This window comes from Ruania alba (assembly GCF_900105765.1).
Taxonomy (GTDB): Bacteria; Actinomycetota; Actinomycetes; order Actinomycetales; family Beutenbergiaceae; genus Ruania; species Ruania alba.
Map to the genome: position 1 here is coordinate 374,673 of NZ_FNTX01000001.1, position 24,611 is coordinate 399,283.

Genomic DNA, 24,611 nt, shown 5'->3' on the forward strand with positions numbered 1-24,611 from the left:
GACTCCCTGTGCCGCCCGGTGCAGCCTCGCCGGCTGCTGCCGCGCCTGTGCAGATCGGACTGTTGGACCGGCTCAGCGTGTGCGTGAACGGCGTCGACGTCACACCCCAGGGGCCGACCCAGCAGCGCCTGGTCATCGCTCTGGCGGTCGCCGCGCTCCATGAGCAGCGCCCATCGGTCGACGAGCTGGTCGACGCGGTCTACGGAGAGGAGCTGCCGCCCAGGCCCCGTCGGTCGGTGGCCACGTTGGTGTGGCGCCTCCGGAAAACATGGGGTACGGAAGCCATCTCCTCCGACCCGTACGGATACTGGCTGGTCGCGGCCTGGTGCAGCATCGACGTCCGTGAGTATGAGGGTCTGCTGCAGCGCGGGCACACCCTGGCCCGCGACGGCGACCGGACGGGTGCGGTCGCTGCGCTGACGCAGGCGCTGTCGACGTGGCCCAGCGCCGGCGAACCACGGGCCGCTCTACCGCCGGCCGAGGCCGAAAGGTTCACGGAGCTGCGCCTCGGAGCGATGGAGCGCCTCGGCGAGCTGCTGTCCGGTACCTCTCGGCGAGACGAAGCGATCAGGCTCCTTGAGCACGTCACGACCGAACGGCCCGCGTGGGAGCACAGCCAGGCACTGCTGATCGGCTGCTACCTCGACCTCGGCAACCGCGCCGACGCCAACCGCAGCTGTGACCGGGCACGACGGGCGCTGATCGATCAAGGCGTCGAACCAGGCCCGGAACTGTCCGGCATCATCGCACGCCTCGGCCGCGCCGAATCGGCCGAAGCACCATCAGCCGCCCGCCCCGTGGAGCCGGCCGGGCAGGTTCTGGAGCCGGAGCCACTGATCGGACGATCCCGCGACCTGGAGGCGGTCTCCGCTGCTGTGCGCACGGCGATCCAGAGCACGACACCCAGCGTCGTGGCGGTCAGCGGCGAGGCAGGTATCGGAAAGAGTGCCCTGGTGCGGGCTGTGCTCGCCAGGTTCGCCGAGGAAGGTGGGCCACGCGCGCTGACGCTGCAGTGCGATCCGCGCCGCACCCTCCCGTACGCGGTGTTCGCCCCGCTGGCTCCGCCGGACGATCAGACCTCTCCGCTGAGCAGACTCCTCCGCGGAGACGCGCTGGCCGACCCCGCCGCCAGCATCGACCTGCTGCACACCGCGTTGTCCGAGCAGCTGCGCAGCATCGCCGACCCCACGGGGCTGGTGCTGGTGGTCGAAGACCTGCACTGGGCGCCGCCCGCCACCGTGGAGGCGGTCGCCGCGTTGTTGGGCGCCGCCCACACCAGTGCGCTCGCCGTGCTCATCACCACACGGACGCGCACGCTGCCAGACCAGCTGACCCGGTGGGTCCAGCAGCGGACCCGGCTCTCTGGCCTGAGCATCGACGCGGTGGCGCAGCTGATCGGAAGCGAGAACGATCCCGCCCTCGCGGTGGACCTCCGGCGGCGTACGGGCGGCAACCCGCTGTACGTGCGCCAGCTCCACCAAACCGGACACATCGGTACCTCCGACCTGCCGGATGATCTGAAGGCAGCCATCGACGCCCACCTGCAGCTCATCCCCGACGAGGTGCTCGACACCCTCCGGGTCGCGTCCGCCGTCGGCGATACGTTCACTCTTGTCACCCTCGCGGCGCTGCCCGGCGAGATTCGCCAGGACCTGCCCACCTGGCGCGGCCAGCTGGCCACGGCGGCTAGCCACGGGCTGGTTCGAGCGGATCCGGGCGAACCGGGCAGGTACGACTTCGTGCACACCCTCATCCGGGAGCACCTGTACGACCAGATCGAGGCCGACCACCAGACCCGGATCCACGCCGCCATCGGCCGGGCGTTGCAGCGCCTGGCGCTCAGCCGGCCCTGCCCAGCGGACATTCTCGCCCACCACTACGTGCGCGGCTGGCCGGAGACCAGCACGGATGAGGTTGTGGACACCCTCACGGCTGCGGCCCAAGCCGCCAGCGCACAATTGGACTTCACGCAGGCCGCCGCCCACTATCGGGCGGCGCTGGACCATCTGGCGATGGATCCGCAGCGCGAGCAGGACACCCGCACCGCCCAGTTGCTCGGTGCGGCCGCCGGGGCGTGTGCGGCAGCGGGCCAGTTGCACATGGCGAACGAGCTGTACCAGTCGCAGCTGCGGCTGGCAGATGCCACGGGGATGATCCGGTGGCGCCTGTTCGCTGCGCTCGGGATCCTGCGCACCCAGTACACCAGGCGGGTCGGCCCGGAGGTCACCGACCATCTGGTGGCAGCCGTGTCCGAGGCGTGCGCCAGCGGTGAGCTCGCCGCACTGCCTGAGCTCGTGGGTGAGGCGCTCGCGGCCATCCAGGTCTATCGGCCTGCTCGTGCCGCTGAGCTCCTCGACTCGACCTGCCAGATCGCCCCCGTGATGCGAGGAAGGTTCCGTCTGGAGGTCTGGGAGCATCAGGCGGTGCCGGACCAGCTGCTCACTGCCCGCGCGCTTGTCGAGGACGACACCGCCGATCCGATCGGCTCGTGGCTCCGGCTCTGGGTCAGCGAGGTTGCGGCCGGGATGCGCGCCATCGACGATCAGCCACCGTGTCCCGTGCCGCTCAACGATGCCGATGATCAGACCCGATTCGACCTCACCCAGTGGCGCATCACAACGATGATCGCCGCCGGAGACGTGGGGCGGGCATACCGGCTGATCGACGAGGCGCTTGCGGCGCCGCGACACCCGGACCCGGCGGAGAACGCCCGACGGGCGGCCAGCTTCTACGGGCAGCGAACGTACCTGGCGCTGCTCACCGGCGACCTCGACGCGGCGCAACAGTCGCCGTTGCTGGCCCACCCCACGTGGGCCAGCCGGCACCCGATCATGAGGTACGTCGCCGCCTACCTGCCGGCGGTGGCGGGGGCGGCCTCGGCGCGCGAGTTGTGTGCCGACCTGGTCGAGGAGATCCGCGACGAGATCATCCCCGACAGCGACATCGTGCCACGGCTGCTGCTCCTCGCCGGCACGTGCCGACGCACGGAGCATCGGGCGGGCCTGGAGGTCTGCCTGGAGCATCTGCAGCGGCACCGCGGCGAGCACGGCATCTTCCGATTCGGCCAATACTGGGGCAGTGCCGACGGTACGATCGGCGATCTGCACGTGGCCCTCGGAGATCTCGAGGCTGCAATCGAGGCCTACCAGTGCGCCATCGCCGGTTACGAGATCGTCCATGCATACCGTTACTTGCCGTCGGCACGGCGTGCGTTGGCGCGGACTCTCGAACGACTTGGCCGGCCGACGGCGTCCGGTCACCTGACCTCTGGGAGGTGACCGGACGCCGTCGGGGCTCAGCGCTCAGGATCGCCGTGACCGCTCCTGAGCGGTCAGTGCCCGCTGCATGTCGTCCAGCCCTTCGCGCACGTACCGCTTCGCGGCCGGGTTCGCCGATGATGTGGCCAGCCACTGGGTGACCCGGTCCACCGCCTCAGCGGAGGCCAGGGGGAGCGGGAACATGTAGGTCAGCGCCGTCGAGGCCCGCTGCACGCCCTTGTCCTCCCAGATGCTCTCCGCCATGGTGAGGTACTTCTCCAGGTAGGGCGCCAGCAGGTCGGCCTGCCCGAGGGTGGCGAAGCCCAGGGCGGTCTGCCGCTGGGTCTCGTTGGCCACGTCGTCGCGTTCGACGGCGTCCCGCCAGGCCTGGGCCTTGGCTGCAGCGTCGGGGCGGACAGCGCGCGCCATCCCCGCACGCTCCTGACCGGAGATCGTGTTGTCCCGCTCCAGTTCGGCAGCGATCTGCTCCTCACCGGCACGGCCAGTGCGGGTGAGCGCGGTCAGCAGTGCCCAGCGCAAGTCGGTGTCCACGGTCAGCCCGTCCAGCGCGGTCGATCCGTCCAGAAGAGCCGAGATCAGGTCCAGGCTGGCCGGAGTCTGCGCCGCACCGGCGAGGGCGCGAGCGAAGGCCAGCTGGTGGTCGCTGCCCGGTTCCGCGCCGGTGAGCAGGTCACGCAGCCCGGACTCCCAGGTCTCCCGCAGCCCGTCCCGCCGGGCCGGCTCGGTGTAGAGCTCGATCGCTGCGCGCACCGACGCGGGCAACCGGCCGACGGCGGTGAGGTCGGTCTCGGTGCCGATCCCGGCCAGCACCAGGTCCACGAAGGTCGCCACCGGCATCTGCGCATCGCGGGTCATGTCCCACGCCGCGCCCCACAGCAGGGCCCGAGTGAGGGAGTCCGGGGAATCCTGGATGTGAGCGACCGCAGTGGCCAGAGATCGCTCGTCGAGGCGGATCTTGGCGTAGGTGAGGTCGCCGTCGTTGAGCAGCAGCAGGTCCGGCTGCGCCTCGCCCACTAGTTCCTCGATCACGGTGAGCTCGCCGCGTACGTCCACCTCGACCCGCTCCCGCAGAGTGAGGGCGCCGCCCGTCAGGTCGTACAGGCCGATGCCGATCCGGTGACGGCGCAGCGTGGGGAACTCTGATGCCGCACCTTGGTGCACGGCGAAGGTCTCGTACGCTCCGCCGTCGGAGATCGTGAACTCGGGGGAGAGGACGTTCACCCCAGAGGTCTTCAACCACTCGTCCGCCCACCCAGCCAGCTCACGACCGGAGGATGCCTCCAGCGCACGCAGCAGGTCCGCGAACTCGGTGTTGCCGAAGGCATGCTCGGTGAAGTAGGCGCGCAGGCCGGCGAGAAACTCCTCCAGACCCACCCAGGCCACCAGCTGCTTCAGCGTGGAGGCGCCCTTGGCGTAGGTGATCCCGTCGAAGTTGACCTCCACGGCCTCCAGGTCGTGGTTGTCCGCGGCGATCGGGTGCGTGGACGGCAGCTGGTCCTGCCGGTAGGCCCAGTTCTTCCGGGCATTGGTGAAGGCGGTCCACACCTCGGTGTACTCGGTGGCGCTGGCCATCGCGTGGTGCGAGGCCCACTCGGCGAAGGACTCGTTCAGCCACAGGTCGTCCCACCACTTCATGGTGACCAGATCGCCGAACCACATGTGCGCCATCTCGTGCAGGATAGTGTTCGCGCGCTGCTGGTAGAAGGAGTGGGTCTGCCGGGAGCGGGGCAGGTACTCGTCGCGGAAGGTGACGGCGCCGGCGTTCTCCATCGCGCCCATGTTGTACTCCGGCACGTACAGCTGGTCGTACTTGCCGAAGGCGTAGGGGACGCCGAAGGTCTCCTCGAAGAAGGCGAAGCCCTGCTTGGTGACGTGCAGCAGCGTCTCGACGTCCAGGTGCTCGGCCAGGGACTGGCGGCAGTAGTGGCCGAGTGCAATGGCGCCGTTCGCGCCTTGGTAGGAGTCGAGCACCTCGTGGTACTCCCCGGCCACCAGAGCGGTGATGTACGTGGACATCCGCTCGGTGGTGGGGAAGGACCAGGTGGCGGTGCCCTCGGCGGCAGGCGCTGGCTCCGGCGTGGCGGCGTTGGAGATGACCCGCCACTGATCCGGAGCCGTGACGGTGAAGGTGAAGACCGACTTCAGATCGGGCTGCTCGAAGGTGGTGTACACCCGTCGGGCGTCGGGCACCTCGAACTGGGTGTAGGTGTAGACGCGCCCGTCGGCGGGGTCGACGAACCGGTGCAGTCCCTCACCGGTGCGGGAGTAGGGGAGCGTGGCCATCACGCGCAGCTCGTTCTGCGCTGCCAGGTCGCGCAGCAGGATCCGGGAGTCGGCGTAGACCTCGGCCGGGTCCAGGGCGGTGCCGTTCAGGGTGATCTCGTGGACCTCGGCGCCGACCAGGTCGGCGAAGGTGGCGGCGCCGGGCTGCGAGCAGGAGAACCGGATCACGGTGGTGCTCGCGAAGTGGGTGTCCGAACCGGTCAGGTCCAGATCGATGGCGTAACTGTCGACGGAGAGGAGGGCGGCGCGGGTAGCGGCCTCGTCCCGGGTGAGGTTGGTTCCAGGCATGGTGGTGAGCATGCCATGCCGGACCGACAGGACTGAACCCTCAGGACGGGACCGGCCCGGGTAGGTGCCGCTCGTCGTCGGTGTCGTGAGCCGAAACCGACGACGGGTGGCATCTACCGGAGCCGGGCTGGTCGGTGGGTGCCGGTCGTCGTCGGTGTACTGGCAGCATGACGACAACGGATGGCACCTACCGGCCGGTGCTCGTCGCCGTACGGCCAGCGCCTCAGTTGTGCCGGAGCACCAGCTCGTCCACCACCCGGCCACGGTCGGGTATGTACCCGGTCTCCTCGCCCACGGGCATGAACCCGTTCTTGCGGAGCACCACCAGCGCCGCCTCATTGTGCCGCGGAACCCGCGCGAACACCGGCCGATGCGGTACCTCGTCCAGGAATGCTCCGAGCGCCCTGGTGGTGATCCCGCGGCCCCAGTACTCACGATCGATCCAGAACGAGACGCGGTGCTCGTCGGACTCGTTCCGTCCTCGGATGTGGCCAATCACCCGCGGTCCGGCGTCGTCGTCCACCTCGATCGTGCGCAGGTGGGCACTGGGGTCTGCCCGTAGGTGGCGCCAGTGCGCGTCGAACGCTTGCCGTTCGTCCGGTGCCTCGAACATGTCGCCCGCCAGATTGGCGGCGTCAGGATCACGCAATTGGGCGAAGAAGGCATCCAGGTCGGAATCATCGACTTCACGCAGGACCACAACCGTCTGCTGCTGCGTCATCTCGTCACCTCCCCGTGGAGGACCATGGTAGATCTCTGTGACCCAGGTCACCAGGGTCTGGGGCTATGCAACTGCTCAGGCAGTGATGACGCCGACCGTCTCGCGGGCGATCTCCCACTCCTCGTTCGTCGGCACCACGAGCACCGCCACCGGGGAGTCCGGGGTGGAGATCCGCACGGTTCCGCGTTCCTCGTTCGCCGCCGGGTCCAACCGGATGCCCATGCCCTCCAGCCCTGCCAGCGCACCCGCACGTACCGGCGCGCTGTTCTCCCCGATCCCGGCGGTGAACACCACGGCGTCCACCCGGCCGAGCACCGCCGTGTAGGCGCCGATGTACTTGCGCAGGCGATAGCAGTACACCTCCAGCGCCAGGCTCGCCCGCTCGTCACCCGCCTCCACCGCAGACACCACGTCCCGCATGTCATTGCTGCCGGCGAGCCCGAGCATCCCGGACCGGCGGTTCATGATCGTGTCGATCTCGTCGATGTCCATCCCGGCCGTCCGCGCCAGGTGGAACACCACCGCCGGGTCGATGTCCCCGGTGCGGGTGCCCATCACCAGCCCCTCCAACGGGGTGAGCCCCATCGAGGTGTCCACCGACCGCCCGTTCGCCACCGCCGTGGCCGAAGCGCCGTTGCCCAGGTGCAGCACGATCAGGTTCGCCTGCTCGGGTGCGATGCCGAGCTCGTGGGCCGCCGCGCGGGCCACGTACTGGTGCGAGGTGCCGTGCGCGCCGTAACGACGGATGCGGTGCTTCGTGGCCACCTCCTGGTCGAGCGCGTAGGTCGCTGCACGGGCGGGCAGGGTGCGGTGGAAGGCGGTGTCGAAGACGGCCACCTGCGGCAGATCGGCGAACGTCTCCCGAGCCGCACGGATACCCGCCAGGTTCGGCGGGTTGTGCAGCGGCGCCAGGTCGGAGACGTCCTCGATCGCCGTCTCCACCTCAGGGGTGATCAGGACGGACTCGGTCAGGTCCGGCCCGCCCTGCACCACCCGGTGCCCCACCGCTACCAGGTTCGCCTCAGCGAGGTCCGGGCCGAGCTCAGCGAACGCCTCGCTCATCGCTGCCATCGCGGCCCCGTGGTCGGGCACGGCCACCTCACGCTCGTGCTCGGCGTCCCCGACGGCGTGGCTCACCAGCCCGTTCGGCTCGCCGATCCGCTCGATCAGTCCGGTGGCCAGAGCCGCCCCGGAGGTGGCATCGACCACCTGGTACTTGAGCGAGGAGGAGCCGGCGTTGATGACCAGCACGTGCTGCGCCGTCGGGCCGTTCATTCGGCACCCCCCTCGGCCTGGATGGCCGTGATGGCCACCGTGTTCACGATGTCCTGCACCAGCGCACCCCGGGAGAGGTCGTTCACCGGTTTCCGCAGACCCTGCAGCACCGGCCCGACGGCGACCGCACCGGCACTGCGCTGCACCGCCTTGTACGTGTTGTTGCCCGTGTTCAGGTCCGGGAAGATCAGCACCGTGGCCCGCCCCGCCACCTCGGAGTCGGGCATCTTCGTGCTGGCCGTGGTCGGGTCCACGGCGGCGTCGTACTGGATCGGGCCCTCCACCACCAGGTCCGGGCGCCGGCGCCGTACCTCGGCGGTGGCCTCGCGCACCTTGTCCACGTCCGCCCCCGAGCCGGACTCGCCCGTCGAGTAAGAGAGCATCGCGATCCGCGGCTCCACTCCGAACTGCGCGGCGGTCGCCGCCGAGGAGATCGCGATGTCGGCCAGTTGCCCGGCGTCCGGGTCGGGGTTGACGGCACAGTCGCCGTACACCAGTACCCGGTCGGTCAGGCACATGAAGAACACCGACGAGACGATGGAGACGTCCGGCAGTGTCTTGATGGTCTCGAACGAGGGCTTGATGGTGTGCGCCGTGGTGTGCCGGGCGCCGGAGACCATCCCGTCGGCGAGACCCTCGTAGACCATCATCGTCCCGAAGTAGGACACGTCGGTGACGATCTCCCGGGCCCGCTCGACGGTCATCCCCTTGTGCTCGCGCAAGCTCGTGTACGTCGCGGCGAAGCGTTCCCGCAGGTCCGCATCGGTGGGGGAGAGCACTGTGGCTGCAGCGATGTCCAGGCCGAGCTCGCTGGCCCGGGCCCGGATCACCGACTCGTCCCCGAGCAGCGTGATCGCCGCCACCTCACGGGCCAGCAGGGTGCTCGCCGCCCTCAGGATCCGGTCGTCCTCACCCTCGGGCAGCACCACGTGTTTCGCGCCCGCCCGGGCCCGTTCCAGCAAGGTGTGCTCGAACATCAGCGGGGTCACCACCTCGCTGCGCGGCACGTTCACGGCGTCCATCAGCGCTTCCGCATCGACGGCCTGCTCGAAGGTGGACCGGGCCAGGTCCAGCTTGCGCTGGGAGCCGGTGGAGAGCAGCCCCGGGGTGCGGGCCGCCCGGCTCGCCGTCTCGAACGTGCCGTAGGAGGTGGTGATGATTGGCAGCTTCTGCCGCAGCCCGTCCACCAGGCGAGTGGTCTGTTCGGATGGTTCGAAGCCGCCGTTCAGGATCAGCCCGGCCAGGGACGGGAAGTTCTCCGCCGCGTGCGCCGCCACCAGGGCCAGGATCACCTCGGAACGGTCCCCGGGCACGATCACCACGGCACCGTCGGAGAGGCGCTCCAGGATGTGCTCCATCGTCATCCCTCCGACGATGAGCTCCTCGGCCTCCCGGTCGAGCAGCTCCGAGTCCCCGGTCGCGAGCGACCCGTCCACCGCTCCCATCAGGTCCCGCACGCTGGGTGCGGCCAGCAGCGGCACATCCGGCATCACCCACGCCGGTACGTCGAGGTCGGTGAACGCTGCGCGGATCGGGTCGAGCCGCTCCGGTGCCGCACGGTTGGCCACCACGGCCACCAGGCGGGCGTGCGCAGCGCCCAGCTCTGCGGCCGAGACGTCCACCATCTGCCGGACATCTGCGGGGTCACGATCGACGGCGGAGACCACCAGCACCACCGCCGACCCCAGGTTCGCCGCCACCCGGGCGTTGAATGCGAGCTCGGTGGGTCCGGCCACATCGGTGTAGTCCGAGCCCACGATCACCACCGCCTCGCACCGGTCGGCCACCTCGTGGTAGCGGTGCACGATCGTGGCCAACGCCGCATCCGGGTCCGCGTGCACGTCCTCGTAGGAGACGCCCACGCAGTCCTCGTAGTCGAGGTCCACGGCGTCATGGCTGATCAGCAGCTCCAGCACCGGGTCCCGGTCGGAGTCCCCGCGGGTGATCGGCCGGAACACGCCCACCCGGGTGACGCGCCGCACGAAGGACTCGACCAGCCCCAGCGCTACCGACGACTTCCCGGTATGGCCCTCCGGGGAGGTCACATAGACACTGGTCACCATCGCACGTCTCTCCTCGGTCGACGCAGGCCCCGGCACGGTGGGTGTGCGGGTCCCTGGGCTCCTGGTCAGGCAGAGCACACGCTACCCGGCGGTGGCCGCCCGGGGCGGGCCGTTGGTCCTGTGTGGCGACCCCACTGCCGTCACCGGTGTGTCCGGTACCGCCGTACCCTGGAGGGGTGACTATGGGTGGGCGGCAGGCCGATCGCGCGGCGGGCCCGGCGCGCATCGGCCGGGACTGGGTGCGGGCCGCCACCCGGCCGCGTCTGCTCGGCATCCTGGTGATCCTGCTCGCCGGGGCGCTGCTGTGTATCCGTCTCGGCGCCTGGCAGCTCGACCGGGCCCAGATCCGCGGAGATCAGGAAGCCGCGGTCGCTGCGTCGGAGCGTATGGACGGCCCCGCCCGCCCCCTAGCGGACGTCCTCGTCCAGGGCACCGGACTTACCCAGGAGCAACTCGGCCAACGGGTGCAGGTGCAGGGCTCCTTCGAGCCGGACCTTCAGCTCTTCGTCACCGGTCGTGGGTATGACGGCGAGCCCGGAGCCTATGTGCTCAGCGCCGTGCGGGTCAGCGGTGGGCCCTCCGACGGTGCCCTCCTGCCGGTGCTGCGTGGTTGGGTGCCTGAGGCCGCGGAGGCCGCGTTGATCGTCCCCGAGGGTGAGGTGCAGCTCACCGGATTCCTCGCCGGACCGGAGCCCGCTGAGCACGGGATCGATCCTGAGACGAGCTCCGGCGGCGAGGTGGAGACGATCAGCCCGGCGCAACTGGTGAACCACTGGGGCGGGCCGATGTACTCGGCGTACTTGCGCCTGGCCACCCAGGAGTCGGATGCGGCGAGCTTGGCAGGTGCCGTCTCGCCCACCCCGGTCGGACCACCGGAGATCACCGGCGGCGGCCTCAACGTCCGCAACCTCGCCTATGCGGCGGAGTGGTGGATCTTCGGCGGCTTCGCGATCGTGCTGTGGTGGCGGATGGTGCGCGACGAGGTGCGCCACCTACGCGAGGAGCGTTCCGCCGTCGGCGGATGACCTGACCGGCCGTGCGCGCGGGTTACTGACCGAGCTCGGCCCCGAACACGGCAACGGCCTCGTCCACCTGCTGCTCGAGGCCAGCCAGGTGGCTGGTCACCACTGCGGCCACCGCCGTCTCCACTGCGCCGGTATCGGCCGCGTTCGCGTCCACCTCACCGGAATCCACGACGGCGGACGCCCAAAGGGACTGGTCCGTCGCCATGTTCGGGCTCTGGCCGCCCAGCGCGCGCGCTGCACCGGCCGTAGCGGTGCACGTCGCCTCGAGCGTCGGGACCGGGCACTGCACGGCCAGGGCGTCCGCCACCGCCTGGTTCGCCTCGGCGCCGTCGGTCGTGCCGTGGGCCAGGATCAGGGCCGGGTAGGTGCCGCAGAACTGGCGGATTGCGGAGATCGGTTCGCTCACGGCCGAGCGCAGGTCGGCGAGCGCGGCGGAACCGCGCTCGAACGGTGCTCGGTCCTGGTCGGTCAGCTCCAGGTCGGTCGGGGGAGCGGGCGGTTCGGGAGCGACGTCCACGGACTCGGCGTACGCCGTCAGGGCTGTGCACGCGGTGTTCACCTCGTCCAGGGAGTCCGCAGAACTGTCCGGGTCTGCCGCGTCCGGCCAGGCGGGGCGCAGGGCCGTTCCGCCGACCGCATCGGAGAGGGACACTGCCCCGTCCGGCAGAGCCACGCCGGCGCCGATGCCGGCGAGCCGGTCGGACTCCCAGGACGCGAACTGGGTGTCCCAGTCGCTCACAGCGGCCTCATGCTCGGCCTGCTGTCGGTTCTCCCGGACGACCAGGACGATCACCACCGCCGCGACGGCGAGGGCCGCTACCACCGCCACAGTCACCCGGGAACGCAGGTTGGAGTTGGCACGCACACCGATCACCGTAGCGCGGGAGTGTCGAGCCAGCCGCCCACCGGTGAGAGACTGAGCGTATGACCGACCCCGAGGCGACCACCCCTGATCCCGCCCCGTCGGACGCGCAGGACATGCGGGACCGCGGCGCGTTCACCCGCTACCGGATCATGGCGTTTGTGACCGGCGGCATGCTGCTGCTGCTCTGCCTGGAGATGATCCTCAAATACGTCGTCAAGGTGAACGGCGTCGACGTCAACGGCGACGCCCTGCCCGTGATCGGGTCCTGGGTGGCGTTCGTGCACGGATGGATCTACGTGGTCTACGCCGTCACGGTGTTCGACCTGTGGAGCCGGATGCGGTGGAGCTTCGGCCGGATCGCCCTGCTCATCGCCGGCGGTGTGATCCCGGTGCTCTCCTTCGTGATGGAGCAGAAGGCGCACGGCTGGGTGGAGCACACCCTCGCGGCGCGGCAGACCGCGGACTGAACGCTGGCAGGCGGCGCCGTCGGCGGCCATTATCCTGCTGTGGTGAGCGCACCCACCTCCCCCTCCACGCCCCGGCCCGTGCTTGTCGTCGACTTCGGCGCGCAGTACGCCCAGCTCATCGCCCGCCGGGTGCGCGAGGCGCACGTGTTCTCCGTGATCGTGCCGCACACGATGCCGGTGCCCGACATGCTCGCCAAGGACCCGGCCGCCATCATCCTCTCCGGCGGACCCGCGTCCGTGTACGCCGAGGGAGCGCCCTCGGTCGACCCGGCCCTCTTCGAGGCCGGGGTCCCGGTACTCGGCATCTGCTACGGCTTCCAGGCGATGGCCCGGGCGCTCGGCGGCACCGTCGCGCACACCGGGACCCGGGAGTACGGCGGCACCACGGTGAACGTGGACGAGGCCGGCACCCTGCTGCACGGGTGCGGCCAGGCGCAGACCACCTGGATGAGCCACGGCGATGCGGTGCACGAGGCACCGGCAGGGTTCCAGGTGCTGGCCACCTCGCCGGGGTCGCCCGTGGCGGCCTTCGAGCACGTCGAGCGCCGGCTGCACGGCATGCAGTGGCATCCCGAGGTGAAGCACTCCGAGCGGGGCCAGCAGGCACTGGAGAACTTCCTCTATCGCGCCGCGGGTATCGAGCCGAACTGGACGGCCGGGAACGTGATCGCCGATCAGATCGCCGCGATCCGTGACCAGGTCGGGGACGCGAAGGTCATCTGCGCGCTCTCCGGCGGGGTGGACTCCTCCGTGGCGGCGGCGCTGGTGCAGCAAGCCATCGGTGACCAGCTCACCTGCGTGTTCGTCGACCATGGGCTGTTGCGCACCGGTGAGGCCGAGCAGGTGGAGACCGACTTCGTGGCCGCCACCGGGGTCAAGCTCAAGGTGGTCGACGCCGAGCAGCGCTTCCTCACCGCACTGGCCGGGGTGAGCGACCCGGAGACCAAGCGCAAGATCATCGGCCGCGAGTTCATCCGTGTGTTCGAGGATGCTGCCCGTGAGGTGGTCGCTACGGAAGGAGAGGGGGGCGGGGAGGTCAAGTTCCTCGTTCAGGGCACCCTCTACCCGGACGTGGTCGAATCCGGCGGCGGTGAGGGCGCCGCGAACATCAAGTCCCACCACAATGTCGGCGGGCTCCCGGACGACCTGCAGTTCGCGTTGATCGAGCCGCTGCGCACCCTCTTCAAGGACGAGGTGCGCGCCGTCGGGCTCGAGCTCGGCGTGCCCGAGGCGATCGTCTGGCGCCAGCCGTTCCCCGGGCCGGGGCTGGGCATCAGGATCGTCGGTGAGGTGACCGCTGAGCGGCTCGAGACGCTCCGCGGCGCGGATCTGATCGCCCGGGAGGAGCTCACCGCTGCGGGTCTGGACCGCGAGATCTGGCAGTGCCCGGTGGTACTGCTCGCCGATGTGCGCTCGGTGGGCGTGCAGGGCGATGGTCGTACTTACGGCCACCCGGTCGTGCTGCGCCCGGTCTCCTCCGACGACGCGATGACCGCCGACTGGACCCGCGTGCCCTACGACGTGCTCGCGCGGATCTCCACCCGGATCACCAACGAGGTGCCCGACGTGAACCGGGTGACGGTGGATGTGACCAGCAAGCCGCCGGGCACCATCGAGTGGGAGTAGTCCTCTGACCGCACCCAGTTGAGGGGGCCATCGTGCGCATCGTCCATGTCTCCGACTGCTACGCGCCGCGCGTGGGTGGGATCGAGAGTCAGGTCGCCGACCTTGCTGCGCACCAGGTGAGCCAGGGGCACGCCGTGCACGTGCTCACCGCCACCGCGGCAGAGACGGGCACCACCACGCTGGGCCGGTACCGGGAGACGATCACCGAGCCGTCCGGGGTGCGGGTGCACCGGATCGCCTCCCCGGTCTCCCTCGGCCTGCCGGTGCACCCGCGCGGGCAGGCGTTGATCCGCCGCGCGTTGGCGCTGCTGGAACCGGACGTGGTGCACGTGCACGCCGGCGTGGTCTCCCCGTTCGCCCACGACGGCGCCCGTGCGGCTCGGGCGGCGGGCCTTCCGTTGGCCATCACGTGGCACTGCATGCTGGACGGCGTTGAACCGGCACTTGCGCTCGGCGCCCGGGCCACCGGGTGGCGGTCCGCTCGGTTCGCCCCGAGTGCGGTCAGTGGGGTGGCCGCCGAACGGGTCGCCGAAGCGCTCGGACGCACGGACGTGTCCGTGATGCCGAACGGACTGGACCTGACGCCGTGGCGCGCCGTCGCGACGGGAGGTGACCGGACGCCGTCGGGAGTGTCTGCTCGCCGCGGCGGTGGCGGTCCGCTGCGGGTGGTGGCCACCCAGCGGCTCGCTCCGCGTAAACGGGCCGTGCCGTTGGTGCGGACCGTGGCGCAGGCGCACGAGCGGCTGGGCCGGGACACGGCGGGACGCCCACGGATCCTGCTCACGATCGCCGGCGGCGGACCGGCCGAGCACGCGGTGCGCGCCGAGGTGGCCGCCGGTGACCTGGATGACGTGGTGACCGTGCTGGGCCGGGTGCCGCGGCAGACGCTGCCGACGCTGTACCGCGCCCAGGACGTCTTCGTGGCGCCGGCGCTGCTCGAGGCGTTCGGGGTCGCGGCTTTGGAGGCACGTGCCGCCGGGCTTGCGGTGGTGGGGCAGGCCGGTACCGGGGTGAGCGAGTTCGTGCAGCACGAGCGGGAGGGGCTGCTCGTCGACGGTGACGAGGCTGCCACCGATGCTCTGGTGCGGCTGGCCGAGGACGGCGAGCTGCTGGCCGGGATCCGCGCACACAACGCGGCGGTTCCGCCGTCGATGTCTTGGGCCGAGGTGATCGGTCGAGCGAACCGGGTATACGCGCGAGCCCGGGAGGCGGTGGGCCTCCCGGGCTCGGTGTGATGCGCTGACGGTGACGGTGCTGCGGTGTCAGCGTCCTCGTGCCGCGGAGACCAGTGCTCCGATGAGCAGCGTGGCACCGGCGATCGCGAGGATGCCGATGAAGACGACGGTCGGGTCGAGCTGGACGCCCATGCCGATGGCGATCACCACGGCACCGAGCAGGATCAGCACCAGACCCCACACGACGGTGCGCAGGCGCGGCCCCCGCTCCTGGGGCTGGGCGGGATCGGCTGCGCCACCGTAGCTGACGGAATTCATGGTCTCCGTCTCGTGCACGGAACTCGCAGGACTGGTGGACATGGTGGGTTCCCCCTCCTCGACAGTGGGACGTTCTTCGTGTTCCGTGCTCATGACTGTTCCTCGATGACGATCTCGCCGAACCCGAGGTCGACCTGGAGCTCGAGGGCTTCGGAGTCGACTGACTCTGGGGACGAGAGGGTGACCTCCCGGCCGCCTCCGATGCGCCACCCGACGTTGAGGTCGCCGTCGTCTATCTGGGCGGACCGGCCGTCCACCACAGCGGTCCAGTCGTCGAGATGGCGTGTGGTGACCTCTCCGGTCACGGAGCCCTCGATCGTGATCGGCATCCCGTCCGGGACCACGACGGTGACCTGTCCCGCTCCCATCTCGACGGTCACGGGCTCGGGCACCGTTGCCCCGTCCAGCTCGGTCAGATCCACCTCGAGCGAGCCGCCGGCGAGGTCGTCGAACCCGGCCTGCGCCTCTGTGGCTGTGGTGGGGCGCCAGATCTCGTCGTTGTAGGCGCTGGAGTCGTTCCAGTCGAAGCGGTGCACCACGTCAGCCGAGTGCACCATCGCCCAGGGGACAGCGACGAGCGCCACCAGGGTGCCCAGCACGCCGAGACTCCCGGACCGGCGGCTCATCAGACCGGCGACCACGGAGCCGAGGCCGAACAGGACCACCGCAGCACCGATGGCGACCAGCGGGATGCTCCACGCTGGGCCAAGATCGGAGGGACCGAACCAGGGCCCGGTCCATGCGCTCCCGACCCCGGTGTAGCCGACGAAGAGCACGACCGCGACCACGAGGAGGATCAGACCGAGGGTGACCCGCACCAGCGTGGCACCCGGGCCGGGAACCCGTGGTTTCGGTGGTGGTGGCGGCGTCGGCGGTTGTGGCACGACCGGTGGTTGTGGCCCGGCTGGTGGACCAGGTGGTGGGTCCTTCGGCGGTTGGCCGGCTGCCGAGGCGGTGCTGGTGGTCGACATCGGGGTCCCGTCGTCGGGGGGTGGGAGGACGTGGGTCTCGTGGTCGGCCGGGTCGGTCGGGTCTGCCGGCTCGGTCGGGTCGGTCGGGTGAGGTGTCTCGGCCGACGGGTCGTCACCGGCGTCGGAGGGGGTGTCCGCGCTGGTGGCCTCGCTCTCGGTGGCGTCCTCGCTCTCGGCGGTCGGCTCTCCGGCGGGCGCCGGCACAGTTCCTGCCGCACCTGCGGCGAACGCCACGGTCGTTCCCGGTGGGCCGGGGGTGCCCGCCGGGGGAGGGGGCGGGGTGGCACCGGAGCTCCAGGGCCCGCCGGCACCACCCGACTCCTCGGTCCACTGCGTCCCGCTCGGACCACCAGGACCAGCAGATCCGGGTGAATCGCCGCAGGGTGTGCCCGACGGACCGGTGCCGTTGTCCTTGCGCCCCTGCTGGATCGCGACGCCGATCACCACCACGAGAGCAATCAGTGCGATGACGCCGAGGCTGACCGGCAGGCCGCCCCAGCCGCTCCACCAGAATCCGGCACGGGAGAGCCCGATCACGGTGAGCAGGATCGCTCCGGCCAGCGCGGCGTCGAACCGGCCGCGGAACGCCTCCTGCAGGTGGATCCGGCCGTCGGCCTGCTCCGGCAGCAGCGCCCAGGCCACCCCGTAGACGAGCAGCCCGAATCCGCCGAACAGGGTGATCAGCAGGAACGCGCCACGCACGATCAGCGGGTCGATCCCCAGCCGGTGGGCGATACCCGCAGCCACGCCACCGATCCAACGGTCTGAGGTGCGGGGGAGACCGGTGCGGCGCAGGGAGTCGAAGAAGCCGTCGGCCGCAGAGGCCTCCGGGTCAGGTGCGTTCGAGTTCATGCCTCCAGTGAACAGGCGCAGCAGGCGTCGCGGTATCGGGGAGACCCTGAACCGGCCCTGAGATCGCCCGCCGTTCTGCCACCGTCCACCCTGATCTCTCCCCTGAGCATGGGCCCTGACCCTCCTGCGGCGGCCAGCCGCGTGCCACGATGTTCCGGTGACCCCACAAGCCCCGACCGACTCCGATGCGCACTGGACGCATCGCGTCGGCGCCGTGCCGTTGCGCCGCCCTGTGCAGGGGCGGCGCGTCCTCGGCGTGTGCACAGGGCTGGCGAGACACCTCGGATTCTCGACGACCGCCGTCAGGTGGGTGTTCGTGCTCCTGGCACTGCTGCTCGGCGCGGGGATCGTGCTCTACGTCTGGTTCGTGCTCACGGTGTCGGAGGGAGATCCCGAGGAGGCGGCCGCTGAGGAACGCCCCACCCGGTTGACGCGGCTGGTGCCGCGGCTGCGTGCCTCGACCGCGGCGACGCCGGTGCCGGACCTGGTGATCGGCGCGGTCCTGCTCCTGATCGCCGCGGCGCTGCTCGCCAGCCAGGTGCAGCCGGGGCTGGAGGCTGCCTGGCTGCTCCCGGTGGTGGTGCTCGTGGCGGGAGCGGCGCTCGCGTGGAGCCAGCTCGAAGCGGTCGAACGGCACCGCCGGACCGGTGAACCCGTGCGGCGCGGTGCGGTGGTGCTGCGGGTGGGAGGCGGCCTGGCGCTCGCGCTGATCGGGGTGATCATCTTCGTGGCACGCGGACGCCCGCTCGGTGACGTCGTCAACGGGGTCCTCGCCGGGCTCGCGATCCTGGCCGGCACCGCCTTCGTGCTGGCGCCGCTCGGGCTGCGGATGTGGCGCGACCTGGTCTCCGAACGTGCGGCGCGTGCGCGGGAGGCGGAGCGCGCTGACATCGCCGCCCACCTGCATGACTCGGTTCTGCAAACCCTCTCGTTGATCCGAGCCCGCGCCGACGACCCGGTGTTCGTGCGGCGGATGGCGCGTGGGCAGGAACGCGAGTTGCGCGAGTGGCTCTATGCCGACCGCCCCGACGAAGGGGACTCGATCGCCCAAGCGGTGCGCCAGTCCGCCGCCGAGGTGGAGGACGCGCACGGGGTGCCCATCGATGTGGTGACGGCGGGAGACGCCGTGCCCGATGCCGGCACCGGTGTGCTGACCGCCGCCACCCGGGAGGCGTTGACGAACGCGGCGAAGCACGGTGCACCCCCGGTCTCGCTGTATGTGGAGGTCGACGGTGAGGCGACTGAGGTGTTCGTCCGGGACCGGGGTGCGGGCTTCGACCCGGAGAGCATCGATGACGACCGGCACGGGGTGCGGCACTCGATCGTGGGCCGGATGCACCGGCACGGCGGCACCGCGGACATCCGCAGCGATGCTGAGCGCGGCACGGAGATCCGGCTGCGGATGCCACATCAAGGAATGGGAGAACGATGATGTTGCGTGTGGTGCTGGTGGACGACCACCGGATGATCCGGGCCGGAGTGCGGAGCGAGCTGGCCGCGGACCTGCAGGTGGTCGGTGAGGCGGCCGACGTGCCGACCGCGATCGCCGCTGTGCACGAGCTGCGCCCGGACGTGGTGCTGCTCGATGTGCACCTCCCCGGTGGCCAGGGCGGTGGCGGCGCGGAGGTGCTGCGCGACTGCGCCGATCTGCTCGGTGACGTGCGCTTCCTGGCGCTGTCGGTCTCGGACGCCTCCGAGGACGTGGTCTCGGTGATCCGGGCTGGCGCTCGCGGGTACGTGACCAAGGCGATCGCCGGCAACGACCTCTCCGACGCGATCCGTCGGGTGGCGGGGGGAGATGCGGTGTTCTCGCCCCGGCTGGCCGGCTTCGTGCTGGACGCCTTCGGCACGGGGGCCACCGACGTGGCCGTGACCGACGATGAGCTGGACCGGCTCTCCGCACGGGAGCAGGAAGTGATGCGCCTGATCGCCCGGGGATACACCTACCGGGAAGTGGCCGGGGAACTCTTCATCTCCATCAAGACCGTGGAGACGCACGTCTCGGCGGTGCTGCGCAAGCTGCAGCTCTCCTCCCGGCACGAGCTCACCCGGTGGGCAGCGGTGCGCAAGCTGCTCTGAGGCGCGGGGCTCGCATCGCATTCGAACGGGCTTCCGGCGCTGGAACGGGCTTCCGGGCGGCCGGTACCCCGTTCGAGCGACGGTACCCCGTTCGAATGGCCCAGGGCCCATGGGGCTGGGGGTCTGGGCCGTCGCGAGGTAGCGTGGAGGAATGAGTCGAGTCGCCATCATCGGCGGGCACGGGAAGATCGCCCTGCTGCTCGCGAAGGTCCTGACCGGCCGTGGGGACGAGGTCACCTCGGTGATCCGCAACCCCGCGCACGTGGCGGACGTCGAGGCCACGGGCGCCTCCGCCGTCGTGGCTGACGTGGAGCACCTCTCGGCCACCGAGATCGCCGAGGTCGTGGGTGGACACGAGGCGATCGTGTGGTCGGCCGGTGCCGGTGGTGGCAACCCGGACCGTACCTACGCGGTGGACCGGGACGCCGCGATCCGGACGATGGATGCGGCCCAGCTGACCGCGGTGCTGCGCTTCGTCATGGTGTCCTACCTGGGCGCGGGGCCGGACCACGGGGTGCCCGAGGACTCCACCTTCTTCCCGTACGCCGAGGCGAAGGCAGCAGCCGACGAGCACCTGCGCTCCAGCGCGCTGGAGTGGACGATCCTGCAGCCCAGCCGTCTGACCGACTCCCCGGCCACCGGGACGATCGCCCTGAGCGAGGAGCGCGGCGAGATCTCGCGGGCCGACGTGGCCGAGGTGGCCGCGCAGGTGCTACGCCGCAAGGACACCATCGGGACCACGGTGCCCTTCATCGACGGTGACACCCCGATCGCGCAGGTGCTCGACGCCGTCACCGGCTGACGCCGCCGAGCACACCGCGTCCCGCCCCGAGCCCGACCGGCAGGAGAGGCGGACGCACCCCTCAGGAACGTAGATCGGCGATCTCCTGGGCGAGCGTGACCAGGTCCTCCACCTCGGACGCTGCCAGCGGCGGGTGCCCGGCCGCGCGGCGCACCTCTGCATCGGCGGCCAGCCCGTCTGCCATGTGCACCAGTGCCCGCACGAGCGTGGGGTGCGGCACGCCCTCGGCGAGCGTTTCCTTCCAACTGGCCTGGGCCCGGACGAGGGCCTCGGCAGCGCCGGCGTGCGACCCCCGCGCCAACGTGGCGACCGCCCCGTAGATCAGCTCGAACTCGGAATCGGCGTGCGCCGACGTGCGCACCAAGTACGCGACTGGCCCTTCCGGGTCAGCGCGCATCTGCTCGGTGTCGGCGGCCACGAGCTCACCGAGGTAAGCCGCGATCCCCTCCACCAGGGCCTCCTTGGTGGGGAAGTGATAGAGCAGGCCGCCCTTGGAGACCCCGGCGCGCTCTGCCACCGCATCCAGCGTGGCCGCGCGCTCACCCTGGCTGACCAGGATCTCGGCGAACGCGTGCAGCACCTTTGCGCGTGCTGCCGGGGGAGGCGGCATAGCAGTCAGGGTACGCGGGTGAGCGATCTCACGTGTTACTAAACCGTCCAGCCGGTATAGTAACGAGGGTTCGGAAGGAGGTGGAGGTCATGACGGACACGACGCACACCCCGGTGGAGCTCCCGCCGCAGGTCGACGCGAACCCGCTGGGCAAGCGCGCACGATGGGCTGCCCTGGTGGTGCTGATGCTGCCGGTGCTGCTGGTCGCGATCGACAACACGGTGCTCAACTTCGCGCTCCCGCAGATCTCCGAAGCGTTGCGGCCCTCCGGGACCCAGCTCCTCTGGGCCATCGACATCTACCCGCTGGTGCTCGCCGGACTGCTCGTGCCGATGGGGGCGACGGCGGACCGGTTCGGCCGGCGGCGCATGCTCATGATCGGCTCGGCCGGCTTCGCCGCCGTGTCCCTGCTCGCGGCCTACGCGCCCTCGATCGAGGTGCTGATCGGCGCGCGTGCGCTGCTCGGCTTCTTCGGCGCGATGCTGATGCCGTCCACGCTCTCGCTGCTCCGGCACGTGTTCACCGACCGGGACGAGCGCCGGACGGCGATCGCGGTCTGGGCGGCCGGGTTCGGTGCCGGCGCGGCACTGGGGCCGATCGTCGGCGGGTTCCTGCTCGAGCACGCGTGGTGGGGCTCGGTCTTCCTGATCGCGGTGCCGGTCCTGGTGCTGCTCCTGCTGCTCGCTCCGGTCTTCCTGCCGGAGTCGGGCGACCGGCACGCCCGGCCCATCGACCTCGCCTCCGTGGTACTGGTCCTGGTGGCGATGACCTCGCTCGTGCTCGCCATCAAAACCGTCGCGAAGGACGGGGTGACGACGCTCGCGATCGGGACCTTCGCCGTCGGGCTGGTGCTCGGGGTGACTTTCGTGCGCCGGCAACGCCGGCTGGTGTATCCGATGATCGAGATGAGCCTGTTCCGCCACGGCGCGTTCTCCGGGGCCGTGGCCATCAACCTGCTGTCGGTCTTCGCGATGGTGGGGTTCCTGTTCTTCGCCTCCCAGGACCTCCAGCTCGTGCACGGGCTGAACCCGATGCGGGCCAGCCTGGTCCTGGTGCCTGGCGTGGTCGGCACGATCGCCGCCGGGCTGCTGGCCGCTCGGTTGGTGCGCCGGGTCCGGCCGGTGCTCGTGGTCGCCGGTGGGCTGCTGCTCTCGGCGAGTGGATACCTGATGGTCGCCGCGGGCGACGGCGGTACCTCGCTGGGCGCGTTGATGGCTGCCTTCGTCCTGGTCGCCGTGGGTGTCGGAGGGGCGGAGACGATCTCGAACGACCTGATCCTCTCCGCCGTGCCCGCGGACAAGGCCGGCGCCGCGTCCGCTATTTCCGAGACCGCCTACGAGGTGGGCTCGGTGCTCGGCACCGCGGTGCTCGGCGGGCTGCTCACCAGCGCCTACGCCCGGAACGTGGTGCTTCCGGAGGGTGTTGCCGCGGCCGATGCGCAGGCCGCCGGTGAGACCCTCGGGGGAGCGGTGGAGGTGGCCCGGTCGCTTCCGCCCGGGCAGGCGGCGGAGCTGGTGGCCTCCGCGCAGGCGGCATTCACCAGCGGCGTCGGCCTGACCTCGCTGATCGGGGCAGTGCTGGTACTGGTGGCGGTCGGGATCGCGCTCAGCACCCTCCGGCGCGCGAGGTGAGCCCACGGGCGCCCGATCGATATGCGATTTCGTCTCCAGAGGGAACTGACGTAATGTCAGCATCATGGAGATCGTCTATGGGATTCTGCTGGTACTGCACCTGATCGGCTGGGCCCTGGTGCTCGGCGGCGCCGTCTACGGGATGCGGCCGGTGAGCCTGAACAAGGGCATGCTGCACGGCATCCTGACCGCACTGATCGCCGGGATCCTCATGGTGGGTCTCGCCTCGGCAGGACTGGCCGCGGACGAGCCGAACAACATCAAGATCGGCGTGAAGCTGGTGATCGCGCTCGTGGTGACTGGGCTGATCATCTTCGGTAACCGGAACTCTGAGAAGGTCACCCGCGGCTACCTCGGCGCTATCGCCGGCCTGACCACGGTGAACATCGCCATCGCGGTGCTCTGGAGCTGACACGGTCGGGGTGCCCGCGGGCTCTCGAGGCGGGAATTCGTGCCACCTGAGTGACCCCGATCACGTCGTTCACCTGTTGTTCACCTAACGTTTCCGTGAGGACGGACGCGAGGCATCGTCGTCCCCGGTTCACTGGTGGTGTGCACTCGAATGACGGGACCGGCCGATGAGCCAGCAGACCCCAGTTCGCGACAGCGACCTCCTCGGGGACGCGCACCTCGCCACCCTTGAGGTGCCGAGCTCGTCCCTCCGTACATCGACGGCGTCGACGCCCGTCGAGCCGCCACTGCGTGGCCCGTTCGACTCCCTCGTCCCCGCAGGCACCGCGCGATCGATCGTCAACTGGCTCTCCGTCGTCGTCAGCGTCTACCTGCTGATCTCCGCCGTCGGCGTGATCGGAGCCGGCTTCAAGGTCGCCACCGGAGGTCACGCGGAGACGCTCTTCGCCTTCGCCAGCAACCCGATCGTGGCGCTCATGGTCGGTGTCCTCGCCACAGCGGCCACCCAGTCCTCCTCCACGACGACGTCCATCACCGTGGGCCTGGCGGCCGGCGGTCTCCCGCTGGAGATCGCCATCCCGATCATCATGGGCGCCAACATCGGCACCACGCTCACCAACACCCTGGTCAGCGTCGGCATGATCCGGAACAAGGATGACTTCCGGCGGGCGTTCGCGGCCGCGACGGTGCACGACGTCTTCAATCTCATCGCCGTGGCGATCCTGCTGCCACTGGAACTGGCCACGGGCTTCCTGGAGCGGCTCTCCGGCAGCCTCTCCGGCGCCCTGACCGGCGTGGGCGGCGTAGACACCGACAGCATGGACGTTGTGGGTGCCGCCACCGCACCACTGAAGGAGCTGATGGGCGCCCTGACCGGGTCTCTGCCGGCGTTGTGGGCTGGATTGCTCACGATCGGTGTGGGCGTGGCGCTCATCCTGGTCTCGATCGCCTTCGTCGGGAAGGTGCTCAAGGTCCTGATGGTGGGGCGTGCCAAGCAGGTGCTGCACGCCGCGATCGGGCGCGGCCCGATCAGCGGCATCACCTCCGGTGCCGTGGTGACCGCCATTGTGCAGTCGTCCTCGACGGCGACCTCGCTGATGATCCCGCTCGCGGGGTCCGGCACCTTCACGCTCCGCCAGGTCTACCCGTTCACCCTGGGCGCCAACATCGGGACCACCATCACGGCCCTGGTGGCTGCGCTGGGCCTGAGCGGGATGGAGGCGACGCTCGGTCTGCAGGTGGCGCTCGTGCACCTGCTGTTCAACCTCACGGCCACCCTGGTGATCTTCGGGCTCCCGTTCCTGCGCCTCCTTCCGGTCCGGGCCGCGCAGTGGCTCGCGGACCGTTCCGCCGAGCAGAAGTCCTTCGCTGCCCTGTGGGTGCTCGGGGTGTTCGTGGCCGTGCCCGGCCTGCTGATCCTCGCCACCTCGATCTTCTGAGGCACGATGGTCACCCGGACTCCGCACGACGACGGCCCGGAGCACGCTCCACTCGAGGGCTCTTCCGAGGAGGCGGACGCGCCCCGCTCCCTCGACGAGATCGACGCCGCACTCGTCCGGCTGATCTCCGAGACCGAGGAGACGGTGTGCCGACTGCGTGCCGAGCTCGCCGAACGTCGCCTGCACCAGGCCCAGCACGCTGAGATCGAACGGCTCGAGCACCACCTGGCCGAGGCCACCGTCAGCTGGTCGAAGGTCCGGGAGTTCTTCGAGGAGGCGCTGCAGGAACTGACCGGGCACAGCGGCAGCGTCCCCGATGTCCAGGGCGAGTCCGGCGAGGAGCCCAGCGTTGAGGGGACCTCCGATCCGGACTGCGGGTCGCCGCCTGTGGACCGATAGGGGAGATGTCGGTCCGACCGCTTAGGCTCGGTC

General features: G+C 70.5%; 20 protein-coding genes. 12 read left to right on the forward strand and 8 right to left on the reverse strand.

Features of this window, described 5'->3' with window-relative positions; translation table 11 throughout:
• Positions 1–8 precede the first annotated feature (8 nt).
• A complete protein-coding gene (locus BLU77_RS01730; protein WP_175476904.1) occupies positions 9–3,278 on the forward strand; it encodes an ATP-binding protein in 3,270 nt (1,089 codons plus the stop codon).
• A 24-nt stretch (positions 3,279–3,302) separates the two neighbouring features.
• Here the strand turns inward: BLU77_RS01730 and pepN are convergent, their stop codons facing one another.
• From pepN to pta, 4 genes are all read right to left on the reverse strand, one after another.
• Complete coding sequence (gene pepN, locus BLU77_RS01735; RefSeq protein ID WP_089772903.1) at positions 3,303–5,849, reverse strand: aminopeptidase N; 2,547 nt, start codon at positions 5,847–5,849, stop codon at positions 3,303–3,305.
• A 223-nt stretch (positions 5,850–6,072) separates the two neighbouring features.
• Entirely contained in the window at positions 6,073–6,570 is a 498-nt protein-coding gene (locus BLU77_RS01740; protein ID WP_089771417.1) for a GNAT family N-acetyltransferase, read from the reverse strand.
• 75 nt (positions 6,571–6,645) lie between these two features.
• Positions 6,646–7,845 (reverse strand): acetate/propionate family kinase, encoded by a 1,200-nt coding sequence (locus tag BLU77_RS01745; RefSeq protein WP_089771418.1) that lies wholly within the window; start codon positions 7,843–7,845, stop codon positions 6,646–6,648.
• Positions 7,842–9,908, reverse strand: coding sequence for a phosphate acetyltransferase (pta, locus tag BLU77_RS01750; RefSeq protein ID WP_089771419.1), 2,067 nt, complete (start codon positions 9,906–9,908; stop codon positions 7,842–7,844). The genes BLU77_RS01745 and pta overlap by 4 nt, the downstream gene beginning before the upstream one ends.
• A gap of 182 nt (positions 9,909–10,090) precedes the next feature.
• Here pta and BLU77_RS01755 point away from each other — a divergent pair, with 182 nt between their 5' ends.
• Entirely contained in the window at positions 10,091–10,933 is an 843-nt protein-coding gene (locus BLU77_RS01755) for an SURF1 family protein (protein ID WP_089771420.1), read from the forward strand.
• 22 nt (positions 10,934–10,955) lie between these two features.
• On the opposite strand, the gene BLU77_RS01760 is transcribed toward BLU77_RS01755, so the two are convergent.
• Complete coding sequence (locus BLU77_RS01760) at positions 10,956–11,798, reverse strand: hypothetical protein (protein ID WP_139177535.1); 843 nt, start codon at positions 11,796–11,798, stop codon at positions 10,956–10,958.
• Positions 11,799–11,857: 59 nt separating this feature from the next.
• Here BLU77_RS01760 and BLU77_RS01765 point away from each other — a divergent pair, with 59 nt between their 5' ends.
• The 3 genes from BLU77_RS01765 to BLU77_RS01775 are packed head-to-tail and all read left to right on the forward strand — an operon-like array spanning position 11,858 to position 15,126.
• The gene (locus tag BLU77_RS01765; protein WP_089771422.1) at positions 11,858–12,265 is read left to right on the forward strand and encodes a DUF3817 domain-containing protein; all 408 of its coding nucleotides are present in this window, start codon (positions 11,858–11,860) and stop codon (positions 12,263–12,265) included.
• Between the two features lie 42 nt (positions 12,266–12,307).
• A complete protein-coding gene (gene guaA / locus BLU77_RS01770; RefSeq protein ID WP_245708618.1) occupies positions 12,308–13,891 on the forward strand; it encodes a glutamine-hydrolyzing GMP synthase in 1,584 nt (527 codons plus the stop codon).
• Positions 13,892–13,923: 32 nt separating this feature from the next.
• Positions 13,924–15,126 (forward strand): glycosyltransferase family 4 protein, encoded by a 1,203-nt coding sequence (locus BLU77_RS01775; protein ID WP_089771424.1) that lies wholly within the window; start codon positions 13,924–13,926, stop codon positions 15,124–15,126.
• A 27-nt stretch (positions 15,127–15,153) separates the two neighbouring features.
• On the opposite strand, the gene BLU77_RS01780 is transcribed toward BLU77_RS01775, so the two are convergent.
• Positions 15,154–15,477 (reverse strand): hypothetical protein, encoded by a 324-nt coding sequence (locus tag BLU77_RS01780; protein ID WP_089771425.1) that lies wholly within the window; start codon positions 15,475–15,477, stop codon positions 15,154–15,156.
• Positions 15,474–17,207, reverse strand: coding sequence for a PspC domain-containing protein (locus BLU77_RS22305; RefSeq protein ID WP_217632340.1), 1,734 nt, complete (start codon positions 17,205–17,207; stop codon positions 15,474–15,476). Before BLU77_RS22305 ends, BLU77_RS01780 begins: the two co-directional genes overlap by 4 nt.
• A gap of 157 nt (positions 17,208–17,364) precedes the next feature.
• Between BLU77_RS22305 and BLU77_RS01790 the strand changes: the two genes are divergently transcribed.
• From BLU77_RS01790 to BLU77_RS01800, 3 genes are all read left to right on the forward strand, one after another.
• Positions 17,365–18,639 carry an ATP-binding protein gene (locus BLU77_RS01790; protein WP_245708619.1) on the forward strand — a complete coding sequence of 425 codons (1,275 nt, stop codon included), beginning with the start codon at positions 17,365–17,367 and terminating at the stop codon, positions 18,637–18,639.
• On the forward strand, positions 18,636–19,286 hold the full coding sequence (locus BLU77_RS01795) for a response regulator (protein WP_089771427.1): 651 nt from the start codon (positions 18,636–18,638) through the stop codon (positions 19,284–19,286). Before BLU77_RS01790 ends, BLU77_RS01795 begins: the two co-directional genes overlap by 4 nt.
• 151 nt (positions 19,287–19,437) lie before the next feature.
• Entirely contained in the window at positions 19,438–20,088 is a 651-nt protein-coding gene (locus tag BLU77_RS01800; RefSeq protein ID WP_089771428.1) for an SDR family oxidoreductase, read from the forward strand.
• A gap of 61 nt (positions 20,089–20,149) precedes the next feature.
• Here BLU77_RS01800 and BLU77_RS22870 read toward each other — a convergent pair whose 3' ends face one another.
• Positions 20,150–20,698 (reverse strand): TetR/AcrR family transcriptional regulator, encoded by a 549-nt coding sequence (locus BLU77_RS22870; protein WP_139177537.1) that lies wholly within the window; start codon positions 20,696–20,698, stop codon positions 20,150–20,152.
• 89 nt (positions 20,699–20,787) lie between these two features.
• On the opposite strand from BLU77_RS22870, the gene BLU77_RS01810 reads away from it, so the two are divergent.
• From BLU77_RS01810 to BLU77_RS01825, 4 genes are all read left to right on the forward strand, one after another.
• On the forward strand, positions 20,788–22,329 hold the full coding sequence (locus tag BLU77_RS01810) for an MFS transporter (RefSeq protein ID WP_089771429.1): 1,542 nt from the start codon (positions 20,788–20,790) through the stop codon (positions 22,327–22,329).
• A 64-nt stretch (positions 22,330–22,393) separates the two neighbouring features.
• Positions 22,394–22,741 (forward strand): hypothetical protein, encoded by a 348-nt coding sequence (locus tag BLU77_RS01815; RefSeq protein WP_089771430.1) that lies wholly within the window; start codon positions 22,394–22,396, stop codon positions 22,739–22,741.
• Positions 22,742–22,907: 166 nt separating this feature from the next.
• Positions 22,908–24,179, forward strand: a complete 1,272-nt coding sequence (locus tag BLU77_RS01820) for a Na/Pi symporter (protein WP_089771431.1) — start codon at positions 22,908–22,910, stop codon at positions 24,177–24,179.
• A 6-nt stretch (positions 24,180–24,185) separates the two neighbouring features.
• Positions 24,186–24,578: a hypothetical protein gene (locus BLU77_RS01825; protein WP_089771432.1), complete on the forward strand. Its 393-nt coding sequence runs from the start codon at positions 24,186–24,188 to the stop codon at positions 24,576–24,578.
• The last annotated feature ends 33 nt before the right edge of the window (positions 24,579–24,611 follow it).

What these genes read in the sequence shown, in the direction of transcription:
- BLU77_RS01825 (WP_089771432.1), top strand. Translation starts at nt 24,186, where the DNA reads ATGGTCACCCGGACTCCGCACGACGACGGCCCGGAGCACGCTCCACTC.
- BLU77_RS01795 (WP_089771427.1), top strand. Translation starts at nt 18,636, where the DNA reads ATGATGTTGCGTGTGGTGCTGGTGGACGACCACCGGATGATCCGGGCC.
- pta (WP_089771419.1), bottom strand. Translation starts at nt 9,908, where the DNA reads ATGGTGACCAGTGTCTATGTGACCTCCCCGGAGGGCCATACCGGGAAG.
- BLU77_RS01755 (WP_089771420.1), top strand. Translation starts at nt 10,091, where the DNA reads ATGGGTGGGCGGCAGGCCGATCGCGCGGCGGGCCCGGCGCGCATCGGC.
- pepN (WP_089772903.1), bottom strand. Translation starts at nt 5,849, where the DNA reads ATGCCTGGAACCAACCTCACCCGGGACGAGGCCGCTACCCGCGCCGCC.
- BLU77_RS22305 (WP_217632340.1), bottom strand. Translation starts at nt 17,207, where the DNA reads ATGAACTCGAACGCACCTGACCCGGAGGCCTCTGCGGCCGACGGCTTC.
- BLU77_RS01740 (WP_089771417.1), bottom strand. Translation starts at nt 6,570, where the DNA reads ATGACGCAGCAGCAGACGGTTGTGGTCCTGCGTGAAGTCGATGATTCC.
- BLU77_RS01815 (WP_089771430.1), top strand. Translation starts at nt 22,394, where the DNA reads ATGGAGATCGTCTATGGGATTCTGCTGGTACTGCACCTGATCGGCTGG.
- BLU77_RS22870 (WP_139177537.1), bottom strand. Translation starts at nt 20,698, where the DNA reads ATGCCGCCTCCCCCGGCAGCACGCGCAAAGGTGCTGCACGCGTTCGCC.
- BLU77_RS01810 (WP_089771429.1), top strand. Translation starts at nt 20,788, where the DNA reads ATGACGGACACGACGCACACCCCGGTGGAGCTCCCGCCGCAGGTCGAC.
- BLU77_RS01745 (WP_089771418.1), bottom strand. Translation starts at nt 7,845, where the DNA reads ATGAACGGCCCGACGGCGCAGCACGTGCTGGTCATCAACGCCGGCTCC.
- BLU77_RS01765 (WP_089771422.1), top strand. Translation starts at nt 11,858, where the DNA reads ATGACCGACCCCGAGGCGACCACCCCTGATCCCGCCCCGTCGGACGCG.
- BLU77_RS01820 (WP_089771431.1), top strand. Translation starts at nt 22,908, where the DNA reads ATGAGCCAGCAGACCCCAGTTCGCGACAGCGACCTCCTCGGGGACGCG.
- BLU77_RS01800 (WP_089771428.1), top strand. Translation starts at nt 19,438, where the DNA reads ATGAGTCGAGTCGCCATCATCGGCGGGCACGGGAAGATCGCCCTGCTG.
- BLU77_RS01780 (WP_089771425.1), bottom strand. Translation starts at nt 15,477, where the DNA reads ATGAGCACGGAACACGAAGAACGTCCCACTGTCGAGGAGGGGGAACCC.